The sequence below is a fragment of the Agrobacterium sp. CFBP2214 genome, from assembly GCF_030209895.1.
Taxonomy (GTDB): Bacteria; Pseudomonadota; Alphaproteobacteria; order Rhizobiales; family Rhizobiaceae; genus Agrobacterium; species Agrobacterium radiobacter.
The window spans coordinates 145,710-165,227 of the sequence record NZ_JARVRC010000004.1; the positions used below are offsets into that span (position 1 = coordinate 145,710).

At 57.3% G+C, this 19,518-nt stretch carries 19 protein-coding genes; 10 read left to right on the forward strand and 9 right to left on the reverse strand.

Translation table 11 applies throughout. The features are described from left to right. Window positions 1-24 precede the first annotated feature (24 nt). Complete coding sequence (locus QRN60_RS13205) at window positions 25-927, reverse strand: sugar phosphate isomerase/epimerase family protein (RefSeq protein ID WP_060726688.1); 903 nt, start codon at window positions 925-927, stop codon at window positions 25-27. Between the two features lie 12 nt (window positions 928-939). Beyond that, window positions 940-1,974, reverse strand: coding sequence for a Gfo/Idh/MocA family protein (locus QRN60_RS13210; protein WP_060726689.1), 1,035 nt, complete (start codon window positions 1,972-1,974; stop codon window positions 940-942). 138 nt (window positions 1,975-2,112) lie between these two features. Between QRN60_RS13210 and QRN60_RS13215 the strand changes: the two genes are divergently transcribed. Beyond that, the gene (locus QRN60_RS13215; RefSeq protein ID WP_077998784.1) at window positions 2,113-3,147 is read left to right on the forward strand and encodes a LacI family DNA-binding transcriptional regulator; all 1,035 of its coding nucleotides are present in this window, start codon (window positions 2,113-2,115) and stop codon (window positions 3,145-3,147) included. Between the two features lie 17 nt (window positions 3,148-3,164). Here the strand turns inward: QRN60_RS13215 and QRN60_RS13220 are convergent, their stop codons facing one another. From QRN60_RS13220 to QRN60_RS13235, 4 genes are read right to left on the reverse strand one after another with little or no spacing between them, the layout of a single operon-like run. Beyond that, entirely contained in the window at window positions 3,165-3,356 is a 192-nt protein-coding gene (locus QRN60_RS13220; protein WP_060726691.1) for a hypothetical protein, read from the reverse strand. A 2-nt stretch (window positions 3,357-3,358) separates the two neighbouring features. Continuing rightward, on the reverse strand, window positions 3,359-5,023 hold the full coding sequence (locus QRN60_RS13225; RefSeq protein WP_060726692.1) for a Zn-dependent hydrolase: 1,665 nt from the start codon (window positions 5,021-5,023) through the stop codon (window positions 3,359-3,361). Next, a complete protein-coding gene (locus tag QRN60_RS13230; RefSeq protein ID WP_112277340.1) occupies window positions 5,023-5,958 on the reverse strand; it encodes a dihydroorotate dehydrogenase in 936 nt (311 codons plus the stop codon). Before QRN60_RS13230 ends, QRN60_RS13225 begins: the two co-directional genes overlap by 1 nt. Continuing rightward, window positions 5,958-6,800 (reverse strand): dihydroorotate dehydrogenase electron transfer subunit, encoded by an 843-nt coding sequence (locus tag QRN60_RS13235; RefSeq protein WP_077998783.1) that lies wholly within the window; start codon window positions 6,798-6,800, stop codon window positions 5,958-5,960. The genes QRN60_RS13230 and QRN60_RS13235 overlap by 1 nt, the downstream gene beginning before the upstream one ends. Window positions 6,801-7,281: 481 nt before the next feature. Here QRN60_RS13235 and QRN60_RS13240 point away from each other — a divergent pair, with 481 nt between their 5' ends. From QRN60_RS13240 to QRN60_RS13260, 5 genes are read left to right on the forward strand one after another with little or no spacing between them, the layout of a single operon-like run. Continuing rightward, window positions 7,282-8,073, forward strand: a complete 792-nt coding sequence (locus QRN60_RS13240) for an ABC transporter ATP-binding protein (protein ID WP_060726694.1) — start codon at window positions 7,282-7,284, stop codon at window positions 8,071-8,073. Beyond that, window positions 8,073-8,837 (forward strand): ABC transporter permease, encoded by a 765-nt coding sequence (locus QRN60_RS13245; protein WP_060726695.1) that lies wholly within the window; start codon window positions 8,073-8,075, stop codon window positions 8,835-8,837. The genes QRN60_RS13240 and QRN60_RS13245 overlap by 1 nt, the downstream gene beginning before the upstream one ends. Next, the gene (locus QRN60_RS13250; RefSeq protein WP_112346895.1) at window positions 8,834-9,601 is read left to right on the forward strand and encodes a nucleoside phosphorylase; all 768 of its coding nucleotides are present in this window, start codon (window positions 8,834-8,836) and stop codon (window positions 9,599-9,601) included. The genes QRN60_RS13245 and QRN60_RS13250 overlap by 4 nt, the downstream gene beginning before the upstream one ends. Before the next feature lie 19 nt (window positions 9,602-9,620). Then, a complete protein-coding gene (locus tag QRN60_RS13255; protein ID WP_060726697.1) occupies window positions 9,621-10,625 on the forward strand; it encodes an ABC transporter substrate-binding protein in 1,005 nt (334 codons plus the stop codon). A gap of 2 nt (window positions 10,626-10,627) precedes the next feature. Then, a complete protein-coding gene (locus tag QRN60_RS13260; protein ID WP_060726698.1) occupies window positions 10,628-11,371 on the forward strand; it encodes an ABC transporter permease in 744 nt (247 codons plus the stop codon). A 383-nt stretch (window positions 11,372-11,754) separates the two neighbouring features. Here the strand turns inward: QRN60_RS13260 and QRN60_RS13265 are convergent, their stop codons facing one another. After that, entirely contained in the window at window positions 11,755-12,765 is a 1,011-nt protein-coding gene (locus QRN60_RS13265) for a nucleotidyltransferase domain-containing protein (protein WP_060726699.1), read from the reverse strand. Window positions 12,766-13,037: 272 nt separating this feature from the next. Here QRN60_RS13265 and QRN60_RS13270 point away from each other — a divergent pair, with 272 nt between their 5' ends. Both QRN60_RS13270 and tmk read left to right on the forward strand, forming a co-directional pair. Continuing rightward, window positions 13,038-14,261: an MFS transporter gene (locus tag QRN60_RS13270; protein WP_111791766.1), complete on the forward strand. Its 1,224-nt coding sequence runs from the start codon at window positions 13,038-13,040 to the stop codon at window positions 14,259-14,261. After that, a complete protein-coding gene (gene tmk, locus QRN60_RS13275; RefSeq protein ID WP_060726701.1) occupies window positions 14,254-14,940 on the forward strand; it encodes a dTMP kinase in 687 nt (228 codons plus the stop codon). The genes QRN60_RS13270 and tmk overlap by 8 nt, the downstream gene beginning before the upstream one ends. Window positions 14,941-15,239: 299 nt before the next feature. On the opposite strand, the gene QRN60_RS13280 is transcribed toward tmk, so the two are convergent. Beyond that, on the reverse strand, window positions 15,240-16,526 hold the full coding sequence (locus QRN60_RS13280) for an aminotransferase-like domain-containing protein (RefSeq protein ID WP_060726702.1): 1,287 nt from the start codon (window positions 16,524-16,526) through the stop codon (window positions 15,240-15,242). A gap of 14 nt (window positions 16,527-16,540) precedes the next feature. After that, entirely contained in the window at window positions 16,541-17,707 is a 1,167-nt protein-coding gene (locus QRN60_RS13285) for an ATP-grasp domain-containing protein (protein ID WP_162690432.1), read from the reverse strand. Between the two features lie 393 nt (window positions 17,708-18,100). On the opposite strand from QRN60_RS13285, the gene pyrF reads away from it, so the two are divergent. Together pyrF and QRN60_RS13295 are read left to right on the forward strand one after the other, a co-directional pair. Then, window positions 18,101-18,958, forward strand: coding sequence for an orotidine-5'-phosphate decarboxylase (pyrF, locus tag QRN60_RS13290; RefSeq protein WP_223565233.1), 858 nt, complete (start codon window positions 18,101-18,103; stop codon window positions 18,956-18,958). Further along, a complete protein-coding gene (locus tag QRN60_RS13295; RefSeq protein ID WP_060726704.1) occupies window positions 18,958-19,518 on the forward strand; it encodes an NUDIX hydrolase in 561 nt (186 codons plus the stop codon). Before pyrF ends, QRN60_RS13295 begins: the two co-directional genes overlap by 1 nt.

Sequence of the window (19,518 nt, forward strand, 5' to 3'; positions counted from 1 at the left end):
AAACCTTCTCCCAAAAGGTTGCCGTTATGTCGGGTCGACGACGAAATCGCCGCCGCGGCATTTTTTCAGATAGTTCAGGCCATGCACCTGGCCCGTCATTTCCAGCGCATCGCGATAGACCGGATCATGCCAGCCTTCGATGTCGATGGAGCCGGACCAGCCGGCGAGGCGCAGTTCGGAAACAATGTCCGTCCAGTTGCTGTCGCCGAAGCCCGGCGTGCGCATGAAGACGAATTTTTCCTTGCCGAAAATGCCGTGCTCGCGAATGACGTCCCAGCGGATTGTCGCGTCCTTGCCGTGTACGTGGAAAATCTTGTCCGCCCATTTTCGGATTTGCGGCAGCGGGTCGATCAGATAGACCATCTGATGGCAGGGTTCCCATTCGATGCCGATATGGTCATCCGGCGTTTCGTTGAACATCAGTTCCCAGGCATCAGGGTTGTGCGCGATGTTCCAGTCGCCGGTCTGCCAGTTGCCATCCATGGCGCAGTTTTCAAAGGCGATCTTCACGCCCTTGTCGGCGGCGCGTTTTGCAAGCTCGCTCCAGATTTCCTTATATCGGGGAAGGCTTTCCGGCAGCGGTTTGCCGCGAAGCCGGCCGGTGAAACCCGCAACGCAGGTCGCGCCGAAATGGTGGGCATTGTCGATGCAGTCTTTCCAGCCCTGCAATGTCTCAAGGTCGATCTCGGTTTCTTCCAGCGGATTGCCGAACATGCCGAGCGTGCTGATGGTGATGTCGCGCTCGCCGATCGCGTCAAGGCAGCGCTTGCCGAGCTCGGCAAGGTCCTGACCGTTGGTGGTCTGCCAGAAGAACGGCTCGAAGCTTTCAAAGCCGAGATCGGCGATCTGGCCGATACGTTCGGCCGCCTGGCCCTTGGTGGCGCTGACCATGGTGCCGATGCGGATGGATGTTGCCGGATTGCTCACGTCTTTCAGTCCTTATGCTGCAATTGAAACACGCTGGCCGAGGCGGGCGCTTTCAATCGCGCCGATCACCATGGCAAGGCTGTTGATGTTGTCGAAGGAGGCTGTCTCCGGCATCTGGCCGGTGCGGATGGATTCGAGGAACGAGAGAATGACGCTGGCATGGCCGCGCGTGTCCTTCTCGGAAACGGCTTCGGAAACGTTTACGGTCTTAAAGCCACGCAGAAGCCCCTGTTCGTCGCCGGCCACCGAGGCGGAGAAATTGTCTTCCCCGTCCCACAGGATCATGCCCTTGGAGCCGATCAGCCGCCAGCGCGCTTCCCAGCTGGTCCGCTCGCCTTCGGCGCACCACGAGCCGCGATAGGTGAAGACGACATCGTTGGAAAACTCGAAAATGGCGTTGGCGCTTGCCCCATGGGCATACCAGGAACCGGCCGGGTTCTTCTCCACGCAAAAGACGGAGAGGGGTTTTTCATTGGCGACGAAACGGGCTGCATCGAAGGTGTGGATCGCCATGTCGAGAAGCAGGACGTTCTTCATTTCCTCGCGGAAGCCGCCAAAATGCGGCCCAAGGAAGAAATCGCAATGGATGGCCGTCAGATCGCCGATAACGCCGTCTTCCAGCGCGCGGCGCAGCCGCCGGATACCGGCCACAAACCGCCGGTTTTGCACCACAGCATGAATTTTGCCTGATTTCTTCGCCAGTTCCACCAGCGTTGCGGCTTCCTCCATCGAGGCGGCAAGCGGCTTTTCGCTGAGCACATGGCACCCGGCCTCTAGACCGGCCTCAACCACGGCGAAACGCGCCTGCGGGATGACGATATCAAAAAGGATGTCGGCCTTGGTTTCAGCGAGAACCCTGCGGAGATCCGTGCCGATGACCGCGTCGGTGAGGGCGAATTCTTCGGCCAGCGCGCGGGCCGTGTTCTCGTTCAGATCCACCAGACCGGCGATCTTGATCGCACTGGCGATTTCCGGCGTTGATTGAATGGCGCGCAACCAGCCTTTGGCCATGGCTCCGCACCCGCATAAAACGGCACTAAAAGTCATCTCATCTCCCCGGGCTCTTGGCAAACTCCTCTTTGCGCAGAGCGTCGTAAACGTTTACGAGACTATGCCAATGATGTTAGATATGTCAAGACCGTTAAGGGGCGCGTCGATTGCGCGCCGGGCCTGGGAGGGGAGTGCATGAAAGGAATTCGTCAGCTTGCCGATTATCTCGAGATATCGATAGGCACTGTTTCCCGTGCCCTGAACGGCAAGCCGGATGTGAACGAAGAGACGCGGCGGCGTGTTCTCGAAGCGGCGGAAAAGCTGGGTTATGTCGCCAACCAGTCCGGCCGCAGCCTGCGGCAGGGAACCACCAATGTCATCGGCCTGATGACCGGCAGCGACGCGCAGACTGTTGAAAACTCCGACAACTTCTTTCTGGGTGTGACGGATGGTCTGCAAAGCGTGTTTTCCGAGCATAATCTCGATCTCATCGTTCTCCCTTGCCCGGGGGACGAGGATCCGGATGAATATTTGAAGCGCATGGTGGCGCGCCGCATGGTGGATGCGATGATCATTTCCGCGACCCGGCGGACCGACAAGCGTGTGGATTTCCTGAAGCAGACCCGCCTGCCTTTCGTATCGCTCGGACGGACCGCTTCCAGCGACAGTCACGCCTGGATCGACCTCGATTTCGAAGGGGTCGCGAAAAGCGCCGTGGACCGTCTCGCCGCTGCCGGGCATCGCTCGATCGCGGTTGCCGTGCCCGACAGCGACATCAATCTCGGTTACATTTTTCTGGAGGGATACAGGCGCGCGTTGGAAGGCAATGGCATCGCCTATGATTCCTCTCTGGTCATCCGGGCGAAATCGAGCGAGCAGGGGGGGTATCACGCCGCCAGCGAATGGCTGCAGATGCGGCCCCGGCCAACGGCGATCGTGCTGATTTACGAGCTGATGGCGGTCGGTCTTTATCGCCGGCTGGCGGAAGCGGGCCTGAAACCGGGGGGCGATCTTGCCGTCATCGGCTTTCGCGATGGCCCGCGCGGCCAGTTTCTGGAGCCTCGCCTCACCAGTTTCCGCATGTCCCTGCATGATCTCGGCGTGACGGTCGCCCAGACGCTATTATCGACCATGCCGGCCTACGCGCCCTTTTATCCCGGTCAGGCCCGCCATTGCGTATGGCCCATGCTTCTGGTGGCCGGCGAGAGCGATCCCGCCCCCGCCGCATAGGCCGCTGCGCAGGGGCGTTAAAGCTTGTAGCCGCCAATGCTGGCGACGCCGAAAGGATTGAATTTATACTGGTCTTCCTTATATCTTTCGTCGTCGGCGAGGGTGGCGCTATGGCCCTTCACGGCTGCTTCAACGCCTTCACGCGCCATTTGCTCGGCGACATCATCCATCAACGCGGCGATCTTTAAGGCGCAATAGCGAGGTGGCATTTTTAAAGCTGCTGGCCTTGCTCCCCAGCAATAAAATGTATTGCCATCATTGATATGGCCTTCAGCTTCTGGTCTGCGTCCGAGCCCCCAAATGCCAGGTCAAGCGTGTCTACGGCATTCTGGAAGCGGTCCAGTTCGCGGTCAAAAACATCCGCCTGCGTGGCCTCGCCATAATGCAGATCGGCAAACTCCTGGGCTGCCACCGCAAGAATGAAATAGCCAGCAGCCCGCTCGGGATCCGCCAGCGCGGCCTTCCGGGCCACGGTTGCGGCGCTGTGATAAGCCCGAGAGCCGTTACCTTTTTCCCGGATGATATCGGTAATCATTTTAAACATGGGTTTCTTCGCCTTTTCTTTTTCCCGAGGGGAGGGCTCCCTCGAAGGTAATGCAACCGGGTTGACCAGAAACTGATAGAGGATGTCCGTCGCGACGTCGAAGTCCTCCATTGTCATCGCTTCTTGCGGATTATGAGATCCGTTGCGATTGCGGATAAAGATCATACCGGATGGAATTCCCGCTTCCGAGAACACCGCCGCATCATGGCCGCCGCCTGATGCAAGCAGGCAAACGGGTGAACCTGTCGCCCTCGTGGCCTCCTCCAGATGAGCGATGAGTTTCTCATCGCAGATCGCCGGGCTCGTCCATAAAGCTTCACCGGTGTCGAAACGAACCGCGCGCTCGCGCTCGATACGAGCGATCTGGGCAAGAACAAACGAATGCATGCTGTTAAGCATCCCGCTATCCTGGCTGCGAATATCCAGACTGAACTCTATAAAATCGGGGATCCGGGTCAATGCATGTTTCTGTTGATCTGTCGAAACCATGCCACTGGTTATGACGAGATCACGGCCGGCGGCGACAAATTCATGCCAGGCGGCATCAAGAACGTTGAGGAGTTCCGCCATGGCGAGCACCGCGTCATGTCTATAGGCGAGGGGAACCGCCCCGGAATGACCCGCCTCGCCATAACAGGCGATTTTTCTGTAACGAAAATTACCGCGTATACCCGACACGATCCCGGTCGGCAGATTGCGCTCTACCAAAACAGGACCCTGCTCGATGTGGACCTCGAGATAGGCGCTCACACGTTTCGCGTCGATAATCGGTCTGCCGGCGCGGATCGGCTCCATGTCGATGCCTGCGGCTTCCATATGGTTGGAAAGCGTCCGTCCGTCACCTCGATGTCTTGCGGCAAGTTCCTCCGGTGAAAGTACGCCAAGAAGAGCTTTGGACCCCACGTAGCAGGGACCAAACCATGCGCTTTCCTCGCCGCGCATGGCAATGACCTTTACCGGCTGGGAGAAGCTGTTGCCCTCTCGCCTGGCACGAACCAGGCACATGATACCTGACAGAACCCCGGCCAGTCCGTCGAAATTCCCTCCGCGAGGAACGCTGTCGACATGTGAACCACATAATATAAAGCGATCGGCCGTCTGATGTTCGGGTAGCGAGAATACGACGTTGCGACCTTGATCCCACACAGCGGCCAGCCCTTCAGCACGGGCAAAATCCATCAGGAACTGCAGCGTACCAGTTTCGACATCGGAGAACGCGGGTCGACTGACGCCTTCGAGATCAGCGGATTGTTTGGCGACCTGCCTGAACAGATGGACGGCTGTGCTGGACAGGTCGTTGATTTCGTCCGTGTTCGCAAGGCTTGCAGACATCAGGGATACTCCGCAAGAGCGATTGTTTCTCTGGCAAGTTTTGCAGTGCCGATTAATGCATCCACACTGGCGAGGCCGCGGGCAATGAGCGCAGTTTCGAGCTCACGGACAAGACGCGGCATGGTATTGGGGCTGATGAAAGTGGCGGTGCCCACCTGCACGGCACGTGCGCCGGCCATCAGATATTCGATGACGTCATCAACCGTAGAGATGCCCCCGCAACCGATTACAGGGATGGAAACCGCGTTAGCGCATTGATACGTCATGCGCAGCGTGATTGGTTTTATGGCCGGGCCGGACAGGCCGCCCATAACATTCCCAAGCCGGATCTCGCCGGTGCGGCTGTCAATGGCCATGGCTAGCATGGTATTGGCCGCGACGAGTGCGTTGGCACCTGCCGCTTCGGCCGCCTGCGCCACCTCCACCACTTCACCTGTATTGGGCGACAGCTTTGCCCAGAGAGGCAGATCCGTTGCGTCACGGATTTTCCGAATCACGTTTTCGGTCGAACCGGGACGCATGGCGAAGGCCTTGCCGTGATCTTCAATATTGGGACAGGAAATATTGACCTCGATCGCGTCAACACCTGGAATGCTGATCTCCTCGGAGAACCGGGCAAAATCGTCGGCCGTTCCCGCGGATATGCTGACGACAAGAGGCGCCTCATACTGCGTGTAGAAAGGAATTGTGTTCCTGACAAACCACTCCGCGCCCTTGCTTGGTATCCCGATCGAGTTCAGCATTGCACCACGGATCTCACAGACACGCGGCACAGGGTTGCCTGAACGCCTTTCTCGGGTGATGGTCTTGGTCACATGCGCACCAATGCAGTCAAGGTCGAAAACATCCGCCAATTCTTCGGAGAATGTACCGGACGCCGGCATGATCGGGTTCTTTAGCGACAGAGTTCCGATCCGCGTGGAAAGATCCGTCATCACAGCACCTCATCGAGGTCAAAGACAGGACCTTCACGGCAGACCCTGAGATTGACTGCCTCTGCCGAGCGCTTGAAGGGTCGTACACAGGCCTGGCACATGCCAATGCCGCACGCCATGTGCTGCTCCAGTGCAACCTGACCCCCAATAGCATGCCTGGTAGCGATGTCCTGCACCATGCGCATCAGGCGGGCCGACCCGCAGGTGAAGAGAGAATCGACCTGGTGGCTTTCGACCAGCTTATCGATTAGCGGTGTCAGGCTCTCCACGCCTGAATTGCTTTCCAGATCGGTAACGGTGATGACTTCCGCGCCATAAGCGCGAAAAAGATCTGTAGACATAAGAAGCTCGGGAGAGCGCGCGCTGCAAATCGCGGTCAGTCGCCGCCCCGTGTACGCACATTCCCTGGCAAGCGGCGCAAGGGTCGCCAGCCCTACACCCCGCGCTAGAAGAAGAGGCCGTTGCCATTCAGCCTTTAATTCGAAACCCTGGCCAATTGGGCCGACGATATCGAGCGTGTCGCCTGCCTTTAGTTCAGACAGCGCACGGGTGCCGGCACCAGCCACCTTATAGAGGAAGGCAAGCTCTCCTTCTTCCAGGTCATACGAGTAGATGCTCATCGGTCGACGGAAAAATGGCTGGAATCGATCCGTCTGAGGGCAAAGAATGTGAAAGAACTGGCCCGGCCGGCAATCGAGGACTGAATCCGGGGCCGAGAGCACCACCAGGCGGTACTGGCCGTTTACCGGCTCGTGTCGTTTTATGATCGTCTCGACCTCATGAATGGATCGACGGGGTGGAAGAGGAGCAGAAGCTGGAAAAGCACAAAGACTGGCTGACATGTCGTGAATCCGGGGAAAAAAGGGCTATCCTCCAGGGGCCAAGTCCGCTGTTGAGGCAAGCATAGACGGAGAGGAAAGTACGCAGACGGAAAACACCGTCATCGTGCGACCAAAACCCAGATCAGCGTCGGGCGATAAGGCAACAAAGTGTCATGTGCACTCCTGCGTTCAAAAACAAAACATGTCCCTCAACGCATAAAAAGTCAACAAGATTCTCAAAATTGAGATTTATCGCATTAATAATCAGGCTGCGGCGGGTTTACCGGCGACTTCGGTACAAATCTGTCGAGCGGGGACGCGCTGTGAGCCGCCGACGCCGGAATTACTTCGGTCAAAAACACGTTATTGGTATAAGTCTCATCTTTGAGAACTTGGCTTGCTTTGTGAAACTTTTTGTGAAACCTTTCTATTCACGCGACTAAAACTGACAGACAGGGAAGGCAGTCGGGCGACGCCGGTTTCTTGTTCGGGATACGGAGAAATGAGGGTGACGCAATCCGGGCCGATGATCGATATCGCAGGCATCCATAAGACGTTTGTCGCTGACCACGGGACGGTGACTGCGCTGGAGCCGTTAACCATTGACGTCAGGCCAGGCGAATTCATCGCGATCGTTGGGCCTTCAGGCTGCGGGAAATCGACGCTCCTCCGCCTGATTTCCGGTCTTGACCACCCAAGCGGCGGCACTATAAGGCTCGACACTGCCGGCCATAAGCGTCCGGTAGGTTTCGTTTTTCAGGAGCCGGTTCTTCTTCCCTGGAAAACGACCCTCGAAAACGTCCGGTTTCCCCTCGACACCGCCGGGGTTTCTCGCGCTGCGGCGGACAGGATTGCACTCGATTTGATCAAAATGGTAGGCCTTTTCGGCTTCGAGGGCGCTTTGCCGCGCGAACTGTCAGGTGGAATGCGCCAGCGCGCGGCAATCGCCCGTTCGTTATCGGATGATCCACCGATCCTGTTGATGGACGAGCCGTTCTCCGCGGTCGATCTACTGACACGAGACACGCTGAACGACGAACTGCTGCGGATCTGGCAGGCCACCGGAAAAACGATCCTGCTGGTTACCCACAGCGTCGAAGAAGCCGTCTATCTCGCTGACCGGGTCATGGTGATGACCGCGCGCCCGGGCAAACTGAAATCTATCCATGAGGTCAATCTCGCGCGACCACGCGGCGAAGAAACCAAACTCGACCCCGCCTACCACTCACTCGTCGCCCGGCTTCGCCGCGATTTACGTACGCCTGGCGAAACCCGTGACGGGAAGCCGCAATAATGGCGAGGCACTTCAGCGCCTGTATCGACTATATCCTGTCACTGGCAGCGCTGCTTGCACTCTGGTGGCTTGCTACTGGTCCGATGGCAATGCCTGCCTATCTTCTGCCCTCTCCGGCGCGCACCTGGGGTGCACTGGTCGCCATTGCGAGCAACGGTGATCTCTGGCTGCATCTCGGCTTCACCATCCAGAACATCGTGCTCGGGCTCTTCCTGGGCCTGATCGCCGGCATCGCTCTGGCCTACGCGATGACGCGTTTTCCGACACTCTCGGTCTGGCTGGACGGCCCGCTCGTTATCCTTCAGACAGCACCTAAAATTGCGCTCGCGCCCCTCTTCATCGTGTGGTTCGGCTTTGGGGTTCTGTCCAAAATCATCCTTGTCTTCTCGCTTGTGTTCTTCCCGGTCTTTATTGGTGCCCTGTCAGGGTTCCGAACGCTCGATCCAAAAATGAGGGACCTAGCGACACTTCTGGGTCTCGGCAAAATCCAGCGATTTGTGCAGATCGAATTTCCGTCGGCACTGCCGGAGATCTTCGTCGGCCTGAAGATCGGCGCGGTCCAGGCGCTGGTTGGTGCGGTGCTGGCCGAGTGGATGTCGGGAAAGCTCGGACTTGGATACCTGATGACCTATGCCGCCGCTACCTACAAGACGCCGCTGCTCTTTGCTGCCGTTCTGCTGACCGTCGCACTCGGTCTTGTGATGCATGTCGTCTTGTCCTCGCTGGAAAACCGGCTTCTCTCGTGGAAGGGGACGAGGAAATGACAAGCGCCGCCTTTCCCTGGAACAACGGCAGGCCGCCGCATCTGCCCTGCGGGCCTGGCGACATTGCAGAAAATGTTCTAACGCCTGGCGATCCGGACCGTGTCCATTTGCTCGCCGACATGATGGAGGACGTGACCGATTTCGGTCGCAAGCGGGAGTTTGCAGTCATAACCGGCACCTACGAGGGCCGGAGACTGACCATATGCTCCACCGGCATTGGCGGTCCCTCGACTGAAATCGCCCTGGTGGAACTTGCCATGCTCGGCGCCAGGAAGGTAGTGCGCATCGGGGGCATGTCGGCGCTGGCGGCGCAATATGCGCCCGGCTCTTTCGTCGCAGTAAACCAGGCTGTAGGCGATACCGGCTCTGCGTGCACCTACCGCATGGCTGGCGGCAAGGCCAAGGCGTCCTCGCGTATCGTCACCGGCCTGGTCGATGCGGCCTCCGAACTTGGCATCACCTGTCGCACCGGCATGGTCGCGTCGACCGACAGCTATTATCTGGGCCAGGACCGCCGCTACCGGCCTGTCGACGACGGTCGGGACGTGTGTGGAAATTTCGTCGGCCACTTCCAGGCTCTGGGTGCGATTGGCGTCGAAATGGAAAGCGAGATCCTTTTGACAGTCGGAAATGCAATCGGACTTGAAACCGGTTGCCTCCTCGGAATTCACGGAAATCGCGACACAGATGAATGGCTCGACGATTACGAGCCCACCCAGCGAAATCTTCTGCGCATTGCGGGACGCGCTTTCTCCAGACCGTAAACAACCGAGGGGTCAAACGATGTTCAAAATTTCCAGCGCGGCCGCGGCCGGTCTTATTGCTGTTTCAATTTCGCCACTTGTTGCCATGACGGCGAGCGCTGCAGACAAGGTGATACTTCAGATCGACGGTGCTGCCGCACCGTTTTACGCCCCCCTTTACGCAGGCGTGGAGAAAGGGATTTTCGAAAAAAACGGAATCAAGGTTGAATTCATTTACGCCGCTGCGGCTGACATTCTCACCAACATTGCTGCCGGGAATGTCGATTTTGGCTTTCCGAATGGTGATGCGGTCGTTGCCGCTGTGGCTAACGGTCTACCGGTCAAGGTGATCCACACCACATATCAGCGCGGCATCGGCGCGCTGTTGGCGAAGGAAGAGAGCGGAATCAGATCTTACGCGGACCTGAAAGGCAAGAGGGTCGCCGTCACCAGCCTTGCCAGCCCGAACTACCTCCAGCTTCAGGTTGGTTTGCAACGCGCCAGCCTGACACTTGACGACGTTTCCGTCGAAGTCGTGGCGACAGGAGCGATCGTCCAGTCGCTGCAGGCTGATCAGGTCGATGCCATAGTCTTTTCCGAACTGCGAAAATACAATCTGGAAGCCGAAAGTACCAAGGTCACCATGATTCTGTCCAACGACTTCCTGCCCTCCTTTGGCAATGTGGTTGTTACCAGCGACAGCAAACTTTCGGAAAACGCCGATCTTGCCAGGCGCTTCACCACTGCAATCACCCAGTCGTACCAATGGGTAATAGACGGCCACGTGTCTGAGGCACTTGATATCGCGCTTGAAAAATACGCGCCAACCTGGCCCAGGGATCAAAAGCCCATGTTGACCACGGCTTTTGAACAGACATTCGTGCCCTCCGTCTGGCAGAGCACCCTTACCAGGAAAATGGGTCTTGGCGCGGCCGACATGGCGGGCTGGCAGAAGAATGCCGACATCCTGGCGCAATACAAGGTGATCGACACTCCTCCCAAGGCCGCCGATTTCGTTATCGACCCCTATTCGATCGGCCAATAAGGATGCTTCTGCGTGGCGTGGCGGGTCTGACCGCAACCTTCTTTCTGTGGACGGCAATCATCTATCTCTTCGACGTGCCGGCGTTTCTTTTGCCGGGGCCCGTCGAAGTATTCCACAGGTTCGGTTTCCTGTACAAAAACGCCAGCCTCGGCCGGCATATGTGGGTGACGCTGTCTGAAATTGTCGCGGGGTTCATGCTCGGCACGCTTGCCGGCGTCTTCGCCGGCGCAGTCTTTGTCCGGCTGCCCCGGGTCGAACGTTTTGCCACGCCGCTCGTTCTGCTCCTGCAGACAGCTCCAAAGATTGCAATCGCCCCGCTTTTGCTTTTGTGGCTGGGTATCGGGCCGGCTCCGAAGATCGTTCTGATCGCGATCGTCACGTTCTTTCCGGTCATGTCCGGCATGATGACCGGCCTGCGCTATGGGGAAAGCAGCTTCCGTGATCTCGCAACGGTGCTCAGGTTAAGCCCATGGCAGCGGTTCCGCCACATTGAATTGCCAACTGCATTACCGTCGGTCCTCGCAGGCATGGCAGTCGCCACAACGCTTGCCATAACGGCAGCTGTCATCGGCGAACTGATGGGCGCAAATGAAGGGATCGGCTATCTTCTGTCGTCGGGTCAGGAAAACAGTGACACATCCGTTGTCATCGGCATGGTCATGCTTCTGTCACTGATCGGCTGGGCCTTTTATGAGGCTGTCGAATTGATGAGACGCCGCCTGGTTGGCAGGTTCCAGTCATCCTGAAGCACACGGTGTTCTGCCGTCTTCCTTCGCGGATTCTGACTGCCGGGATATACGAAGGGTCGGCGAAACGATAACCACCGACGATGTGCACCCATGCGTGGGCGGGTGAACTGATAGCGGACAAGACCAGCCGGCTCCAATCACCAGACACGGTCCGTTGCTGCGGACTCTCACATCCGCGTTTGTCCCGCCATTTGCAAGTTCAGTCAGAAGCCGCCTGAAACAGCAGTCTGGCGCCGTGGTCCGGTCGACTGCGACGCTGGCGTCCGATGGTGATGACATTTTTATGGACCGTTGGTGCTGATCGCATACCGATGCAGCATCCGGCGTGCCGGCTTGTGGCTATAACGCCTTTTCCCCGATCGTCGCGTTTCTGTTGCCAGTCATACGTTCTGGACGAGGAATTCCCGCACCGAACGCGTGCCGGTGTTGAAAAGCAGCCGCCGGAATTCGAACTCCAGGACCGTTTGCGGGTCGTGGAAAGGTTCTCGCATGAATTCCTCCTGCGTCAGGCGCAGAGCTTCTTCAGCCGAGTAGAAAATATCGCCGCTGGCGTTTAGGAGCGCTGTATTCGCCTCATAGATTTTGGTCATCAATTCACAGGCTGCAAGCACTGCTGCCTTCCTGTCGGATATTGCACTGCCTGCGGAGCCGTACCAGGCGATAACTTCCTGACCCAGGGGACGCAACGGTTCCGGCAGGCGCTTGAGGTTTTGCATGACCCATTTGGGCTTGGCGTTGGTGCTCCCGGCGAGATGGCAAAGTCCGGCCGCCTGATCCATCAAAAACATGGTACAGACGAGGAAGCTGGTATCGAAGTCGCCGGAACCCCATGTCCCCATCAAATCCTTGAATTCGGGATAGCCACCGGTCCGATTACGGTATTGGACGAAGGAGAGTTTTTCCCAGAAGTCTGTCGGAAACAGTTGCACAAATTCGCTGTTGCCCGTGACCGTGATGCCGACCTGCATCTTGTGCAGCGCATCTTCGGACGAAAGGGGAAGCTTTTTGCGCAAGGTCTTTGTTCCCCGACGCGCCAGCTGGTAAAGCGCCAGAACATCATCCTTCATCGCCTCGACCTCGGCTCGGGTATAATATTCGACGTCAAAAGCCACGCCATCTTCACGAATGTAGTCGACGAAAGTGCGCAATCCGCCGTTCTGCTCAATGAAGAAACTGTGATCGCCAGTGTGCCTGACCGGCGGAAGCTCGTCGCATATGACGTAGACGTCGATATCAGAGTGCTTGTTCCCGATACCCTCCACCAGCGTCCCCGACAAAACGACGATATCGCCCTCAGCTGGTCGGCAGCGGGCCAGTATTTCATCGCGATCAATCCGCAGGTGGCCGTTTAAAAACGAGAATGTCGATGGCGTGGCCGGCATAAGATTCATTTGACACCTGCTAGGGCTACGATTGCGAATAACGTATCATTATTTATACTTTTCTCATTGTCAATCATCCGCCACAACCGTGGGATGGGCGCGCAAGAGGTTCAAAGTAACGTCGGAACATGCCGTAAAATGCAATATTGCAGCAATTTTCCGTCAAAACGCCGTATCTTCGACGTATCGAGGGAAGCCGCGGCGCGAGGCTGCCGAAGTTTCAAAATATATATTGCGTGATCAATCTCCATAATATATCAATTTTGAGACTTTTCCAGAATATGAGGAGGCGCGCGCCTTTGATTTCCCGATATTTTACGGCGATAACGCTTGCTGGCGTCACCCGAGGCCTCTGGGTGATTACCCTCGGATGGTCATCGGCACTGATCGGGGGATCGGTAGCTCTCGTGGGCATAGCTTTTCTGGTTGGTCATCTCATGAACGTAATCCTGGCACCAAGTGTCGGAGCCTTGATCGACCGGCGCAGCAGAAAACGGTTGGCGATATTCGGACAGACGTTGTTCGGATGTGCGATGGCAACGCCCTGGTTTGCACATTTGCTCGGTTACGCGCCGTCCTATGGGATGCTTCTTCTCATCGCCGCCTGCATTGCCGCAGCGGCGCTTGTCCAGGGCGGAGCCCTCGACGCTATTCAGAAGTCCATCGTCGACAAGGGCGACATTAAGCGTACAAATGCAATTGCCAACGGTCTGCGGCAGGGATCGATGATTGCAGGGGCGGGCCTTGGAGGGGTCGTTCTGATGTGGCTGCCGATCCATGCGGGTTTCATCGTCGGTTCCGCTCTATGCGCTCTCGTCGTAGTCTGCCTGCTCGGCCTGCCGGACGCAAATCCACCGGTCAGTGCGCGGAAAAGCTATGTAGCGCAGATGGGGGAAGGCTATCGGTTCTTCCTGCGCAAGCCGGAACTTGGCCGGCTGGCTCTTCTGATTGGCTTAAGCACTTCTGTCGGTCAGTTGTCGAATGTTATGCTCCCGCTTCTGGTGCAAAACGAACTTGACGGCGGCAGCGAGCTATATGGGCTGATTGATGCACTTTGGTCAGTCGGCGGCATCGCCGCCGCGGCCTGCGTCGCGCGTTTGTTGAGACGGTCCGGCCTGGGTGGCTTCGAGTATCTTTCCATCGTCGCCCTGGGGCTTTTCACCGCCACCGTATCGTTTTCACTGAACTCCATGTCGGTCGCGGGTCTGTATCTTCTGATGGGCTTTGCATTCTCGTTCTCGAAGATCCTGTGCGACGGGCGAATGATCGAGCTGGCTGACATGGAAACGATCGGCAGGGTTCGCACATATACCCAGGCGGTCACCAGCGCCTTTGGACTGATAGTATTTTCAATGCCGGCGCTGACGGGGGTGGAAAGCGTACGAACCCATTATGTCTTCTGGGGCCTGGGTGTCGTCGTAATTGCAGCAGCAATTTATCTCACCACCAATTTTGCCGGCGCAGCCGTCGGGCAAGCAACCACGGAAAGAGACGCGCATGACTAAAACTCATTCCTTCACCTGGGCGCAAACACGCTGGCCTGGAAGGTTAATCGCAGTCGAGGGCTTCGACGGCGCAGGCAAAACGACACAGATCGAACTTCTGCACAGACGGCTCGCTGAACTCGGCCATAATGTCGTCCTGACCCGACAGCCATCGGACTGGTATCGCCAGAGCGAACTTGTCCAGCAGTTCCTGAACAGTGGCGGCACGCCGGAAACCGTCCGCGCACTCGCATTGTTTGCGGCAGCAGACAGGGTGCGGCACTGCAGCAACGTCATAATACCTGCACTTGCGCGTGGCCAGACAGTCATCAGCGACCGCTATGTATTCTCTTCTGTCGCCTTTTTTCGGAGCAGGGGGATCGACCCGGAGTTCATCCGGACGATCAATCAGGGGATTCCCCGGCCAGACTGTGCGATCTATCTCGACGTCAAAGCAGAGATTGTCAGGGAACGGCTGCTGGCGCGCGATGGCGACAAGCTGAAGCACGAAGAAAATTCAATCGAGACCATCAACCGCGTTATGGATAACTTCAGGAGCCTGGCACCCGAGCTGAACATCGTGGCGGCCCAAGCGGAAAGGGAAGAGGTGTTCCGTGAGATATGGCAGCTGGTTGCGCCCGCTTCAGACGTGACGACAAGACGCCCCGCGCCTGCCGGCGCCACCGGTTTGCGCATTTGAAGCACTTCCCGGAAAACGCCTCTCGCTCCCAACGTTCGTCATACACAACCGCGGCGTCCTGCCCGCATTTTCTGTAGACAAACGTACCTGAGACGCAGCGACCCCGTCTGGAGGAGCGGCCTGAAAGTCGAGAGGCATGATATCCATGCCTTCGCGCGCCTGGTCTCCCGCCCTGGCGGCATGGTTCTCCCGCCGCCCTCGTGCGGGACAGTACGCTTCCCAACCGTCAGAAATCACGGCAAGCGCCAGACTGCACTGCAACGCCCCGCATACAGCACACAAGGCTTGAAAAATCTCTCTCAGAGACCGGGAACCGGTACCATTTCCGGCGGCGCGACTGAACGGAGATCCGCCATTTCATCGATGATCAGGCGGCTCAGTCGCTTGATGCCTTCCCGCGCGCGCTCCGGTGGGCAGGAGGTGAAGCAGAGGCGAAGCGTATTCCGGCCCGAACCATCGGGGTGGAAGGGGCGACCAGGAACAAAAGCGACGCCTTCGAGAGCAATAGCCTTGGCAAGCAGAGCATTGGCGTCGAGACCGTCCGGCAGCGTCAGCCAGACGAACATCCCGCCCTCCGGTTTCTGCCAGCAGACCTTGTCGGGCATGTATTGCTCGAGCGCACTGATCAGATTGTCGCGTCTCTGCCGATAGGCCTGCCGCGAGGCAAGCACACGCTCGTCAAACATTTCAGCTGCAACGCGGTGCATTACCATCTGGTTGATCGTTGAACTGTTGAGGTCGCTGGACTGCTTCAGCAACACCAGCTTCTGGATGAGGGGGGTTGCAGCACATATCCAGCCGATCCGCATGCCGGGAGTCATTGTCTTGGAGAAACTGCCGCAATAGACAACAAGAGAGTTTTCGATCGAGCCACATTCCTCGATATCGAGCTGCATGATTGAAGGAAGCGTGCTTCCTTCGTATCGTAACGCGCTGTAGGCCGCGTCCTCGACCAGGGGGATGTCATTATCGCGTGCAAGGGCAAGCAGCCGACGCCGCGCGCATGTTCCCATCGTTTCACCCGTCGGGTTCGAGAAGTCCGGATTGGCATAGATGAGCTTCAATGGACTGGCGTCGTCGGTGTCTGGGCTCGGGCGCCCTGCAGCTTTCCCTTTCGCGTCGAAAAAGCGGTAGTCGGGTTCATAAGCGTCGAAGATTTGCAGCGCACCGAGGTAGCTCGGCTTTGAGATCGCAACAGAGCTGCCTTTTTCGAGAAAGAGACGAGAAAGAAATTCGATGGCCTGCTGCGCTCCCGACGTAATCAGGATGTTGTCTGAACTGCAGATGACGCCCTGTCGGTGCATGAAACCGGCGATCCAGCGTCGTAGCGGCAGATAGCCTTCACTGGCGCAGTATTGCAGGGAGACCTGCGGGCAATCCCGAAGGTATTTCTGATAGCCGTCAAGAAACTGCGGAGAGGCAAAAAGATCAGCGTCAGGAAATCCACCCGCGAAGGAAATGATATCGGGATTTCCCAGCAAAGCAAACAGATCCCGAATTTCCGATGCATGCATGTTCCTGGCTCGGTCCGCGAACCGCTTTTCCCAGGTTTGTGTTTGAGGGGATATCGATTTTTCGTTCGTCATAAATTTCTCCCGGTTCAGGATGCGCTGGCCACGGGTACTGCGGTCACGTGACGGACAATTTCATGAATGACGTCCTCGCAAGACGACGGTTTCCGCACGATCCCGCAAAACGGCGAATGGATTTCGCTATAGGAAGGAACGTCCGGTCTGGTGGGTTGCGCGTTGATCAGGCACCGGACGAACTGGTCGTCAAAGGTCTGCCTGACCGAGCCGCAATCGAGGTTCGCGCCATAAGGAAAGAGGAACCACCCGAACATGTCTTGGGCGCCCCGGCCGAGGACAACGTTTGCAGTTTCGCCAATCGCGCAACGCAAATCCGCGTGGTGGAGATTGACTCCGGTCTTTAACTCGAAGGCTTCGGCGATATAGGCGCCGCCGATGCGCCCTGCGAATTCCAGAAAATGTGGTTGACCATTGCCGTCAACAATCATTTCGAGATGAAACCCGCCGTCGGAATAGTTGAGCAGGCGGGAAAGCTCCGTTACAGCCGTGCTCGCCCATTCGGGATTTTCGATTTGCGTTGAGCCGAGGGCTGAGCCAGCCGCATAGGAAAAACACGTATTGACGTATTTCGACGCTTGCAGGATGTCCAGCTTTCCCCCCTGCAAAAGCCCGTCAAGATGAAGGATGTCGCCGGGGATATATTCTTCGACGAGCCAGTCTGTCTCACGAAGGGTTTCGACGCGGGCATCAAGTTCATTTCGTGAACCGATCCAGATACCGTTGCTGGCTGCATCCAGTCGCGGCTTGAGCACCAGTGTCTGATGGAGCGGTATCCGGCCACTCGCGCGCTTGTATTGTGCAAGCGACCAGAATGCGGGCTGCCTGACGGTTGATCCACGGACTGACATTCGCATTGTCAGTTTGTCGCGGATCGGGAGCACCTTTGCGACCGTGTCGCCGGGAATATTGAACCGTTCACGGATTTGGGCGGCGAGAATGAGGTCACGCTCACCGCGTGCAACCAGGCAGTCGCAATTCGCGCATGCCTCTTCTATCAGCGCCGGTAGCGCATCCGGATCAAGGTCGGACAGTTTGGCGGTGATGATCCGTGCTCGCGCAGGCGACACCCCGTCGAGGAACTGACCGATATAGGTCACCTCATGCATATCGTGGTCGATTACCTGATTGTACCGGACGCGCTCCGGATCAACCCGGTTGAGTATTACAATTCTTGCCAATGCCCGCTCCTGTTCTTTGCTCAAACACCGATGCGAATGTTTTCGGACGCCTGCTTCCAAAGGGCTGCTCTTCGATCTCCCTGATCCACGGGGCGGAATGGCGAAAGAGCCGCACTTCCTCCGCAGCCGTCGCTCGATGGCGAACTTGATCGTGATGTTTTTTGACATTAGTACATTTATTGAGACAAGCAAGATGCTAAATATAGCGTTGACGGCGCCAAAAATGCCGTCAGGCGGAAAATAAAACTTTCAATAATATCTATATTTAACATTTACTTAGATATAAAGCCCGCAAGCACCATTCGGTGTTCGGATTTAAAAACAACAATTTTGGCTTGAGTTTTTTATGAACATAATCTCATTATTAAGACGAAATGACGAAAAAGGGTATTCATGTCATCCGCCAACTTTTCCTCGCGCTTTATGCGAACCGCTCAAAAGGTGTCACCACTCTGCGTCGGGTTCGACCCGTCAACCACGGTTCTTCAATCGTGGGGGCTTGCGCCCGATGCACAGGGAGCGGCACAGCTCTGTCGCGTGCTTCTTGACGCCCTTGACGGGCTGGCCGGCATCGTTAAGCCGCAAGTGGCTTTCTTTGAATCCTTTGGGCCCGAAGGCATGCAATTGCTTGCTCGTTTCATAAGCGAGGCGAAGTCGCGGGACCTGCTGGTTATCGCTGATGCAAAGCGCGGCGATATTGGTTCGAGCATGGAAGCTTATGCGAGCGCATGGCTTGGGCCCGAAAGCGCCTTCGGTGCCGACGCAGTCACCGCCAGTCCTTATCTGGGACCCTCGGCGCTATCGCCCCTGTTTCGGCGAGCGGCTTCGACGGAGACGGCGGTATTTGTGGTGGTCCGCTCGTCCAATCCAGAGGGCGCATCCGTTCAATCCGCCATGACGCAGGGGCGCAGCGTCGCTCTTGATGTCGCAACATCCATCACGGCCTGGAACGACGCCCTGGAAAATGAGGGCGATATCGGGCCGGTTGGCGCAGTCGTCGGCGCTACGGGCGGAGCCGAAAGCGCAACACTTCTGGATGCGATGCCCCGATCCCTCTTCCTTTCTCCGGGTATCGGCGCACAGGGGGCAACGATGCAGGACGCGCATAAAATGTTCGGGTCAAGTGCATCGCGTGTAATCCCAACAGTCTCCCGGTCAATCCTTTCGGCAGGACCTGACAGAGACCGGCTTCGCGAGACAATCGCGGGCTTTGCCCGTTCAGCTCGCTTGCTGCAAGAGCAGGGGCGCTGATGCCTACACTTTTATCCTTCCCGGAACCCACGGATATTGCTGAACTCTTTGTGGCCCGCTCACGGCTGGGCATCGATATCAATACAACCAATTTTGCCGTTGAAGGACTTGTTCTGAACGATGAAGGGCAAGTGGTTCTCATCAAGAGGGGACCGATGTGCCGCGACAATATTGGCCTCCTTGAGGGGATTGGGGGGCAATGCCACGACTCAGAGCGATTTCGGGACGCATTGCACCGGGAAATTGCAGAAGAAGTCGGAACAGCGGCCATAATTGAAATCGAGCGGTTTTCTCACATGCGCCTCCAGCATGAACGGGAAGGAGCGTCGGGAGCATCTGCGAAGTGGATTGTCGTGTCTTATATCTGCCGCTGGCGCTCCGGTCCCCTGACCGTTACCGAACCGGCAAAAAATAGTGGCTTCCATCTGGTTGATCCGCACGCATTCAGCGCCGCGGATCTCGCACCTTCCGCAAGATTCTCGCTGAACATTTACCGCGCGTCCGCCAGGCAAGTTTCGCCTGATGACGCGACAAGAGATTTACTCACATTGAGGGAGTGA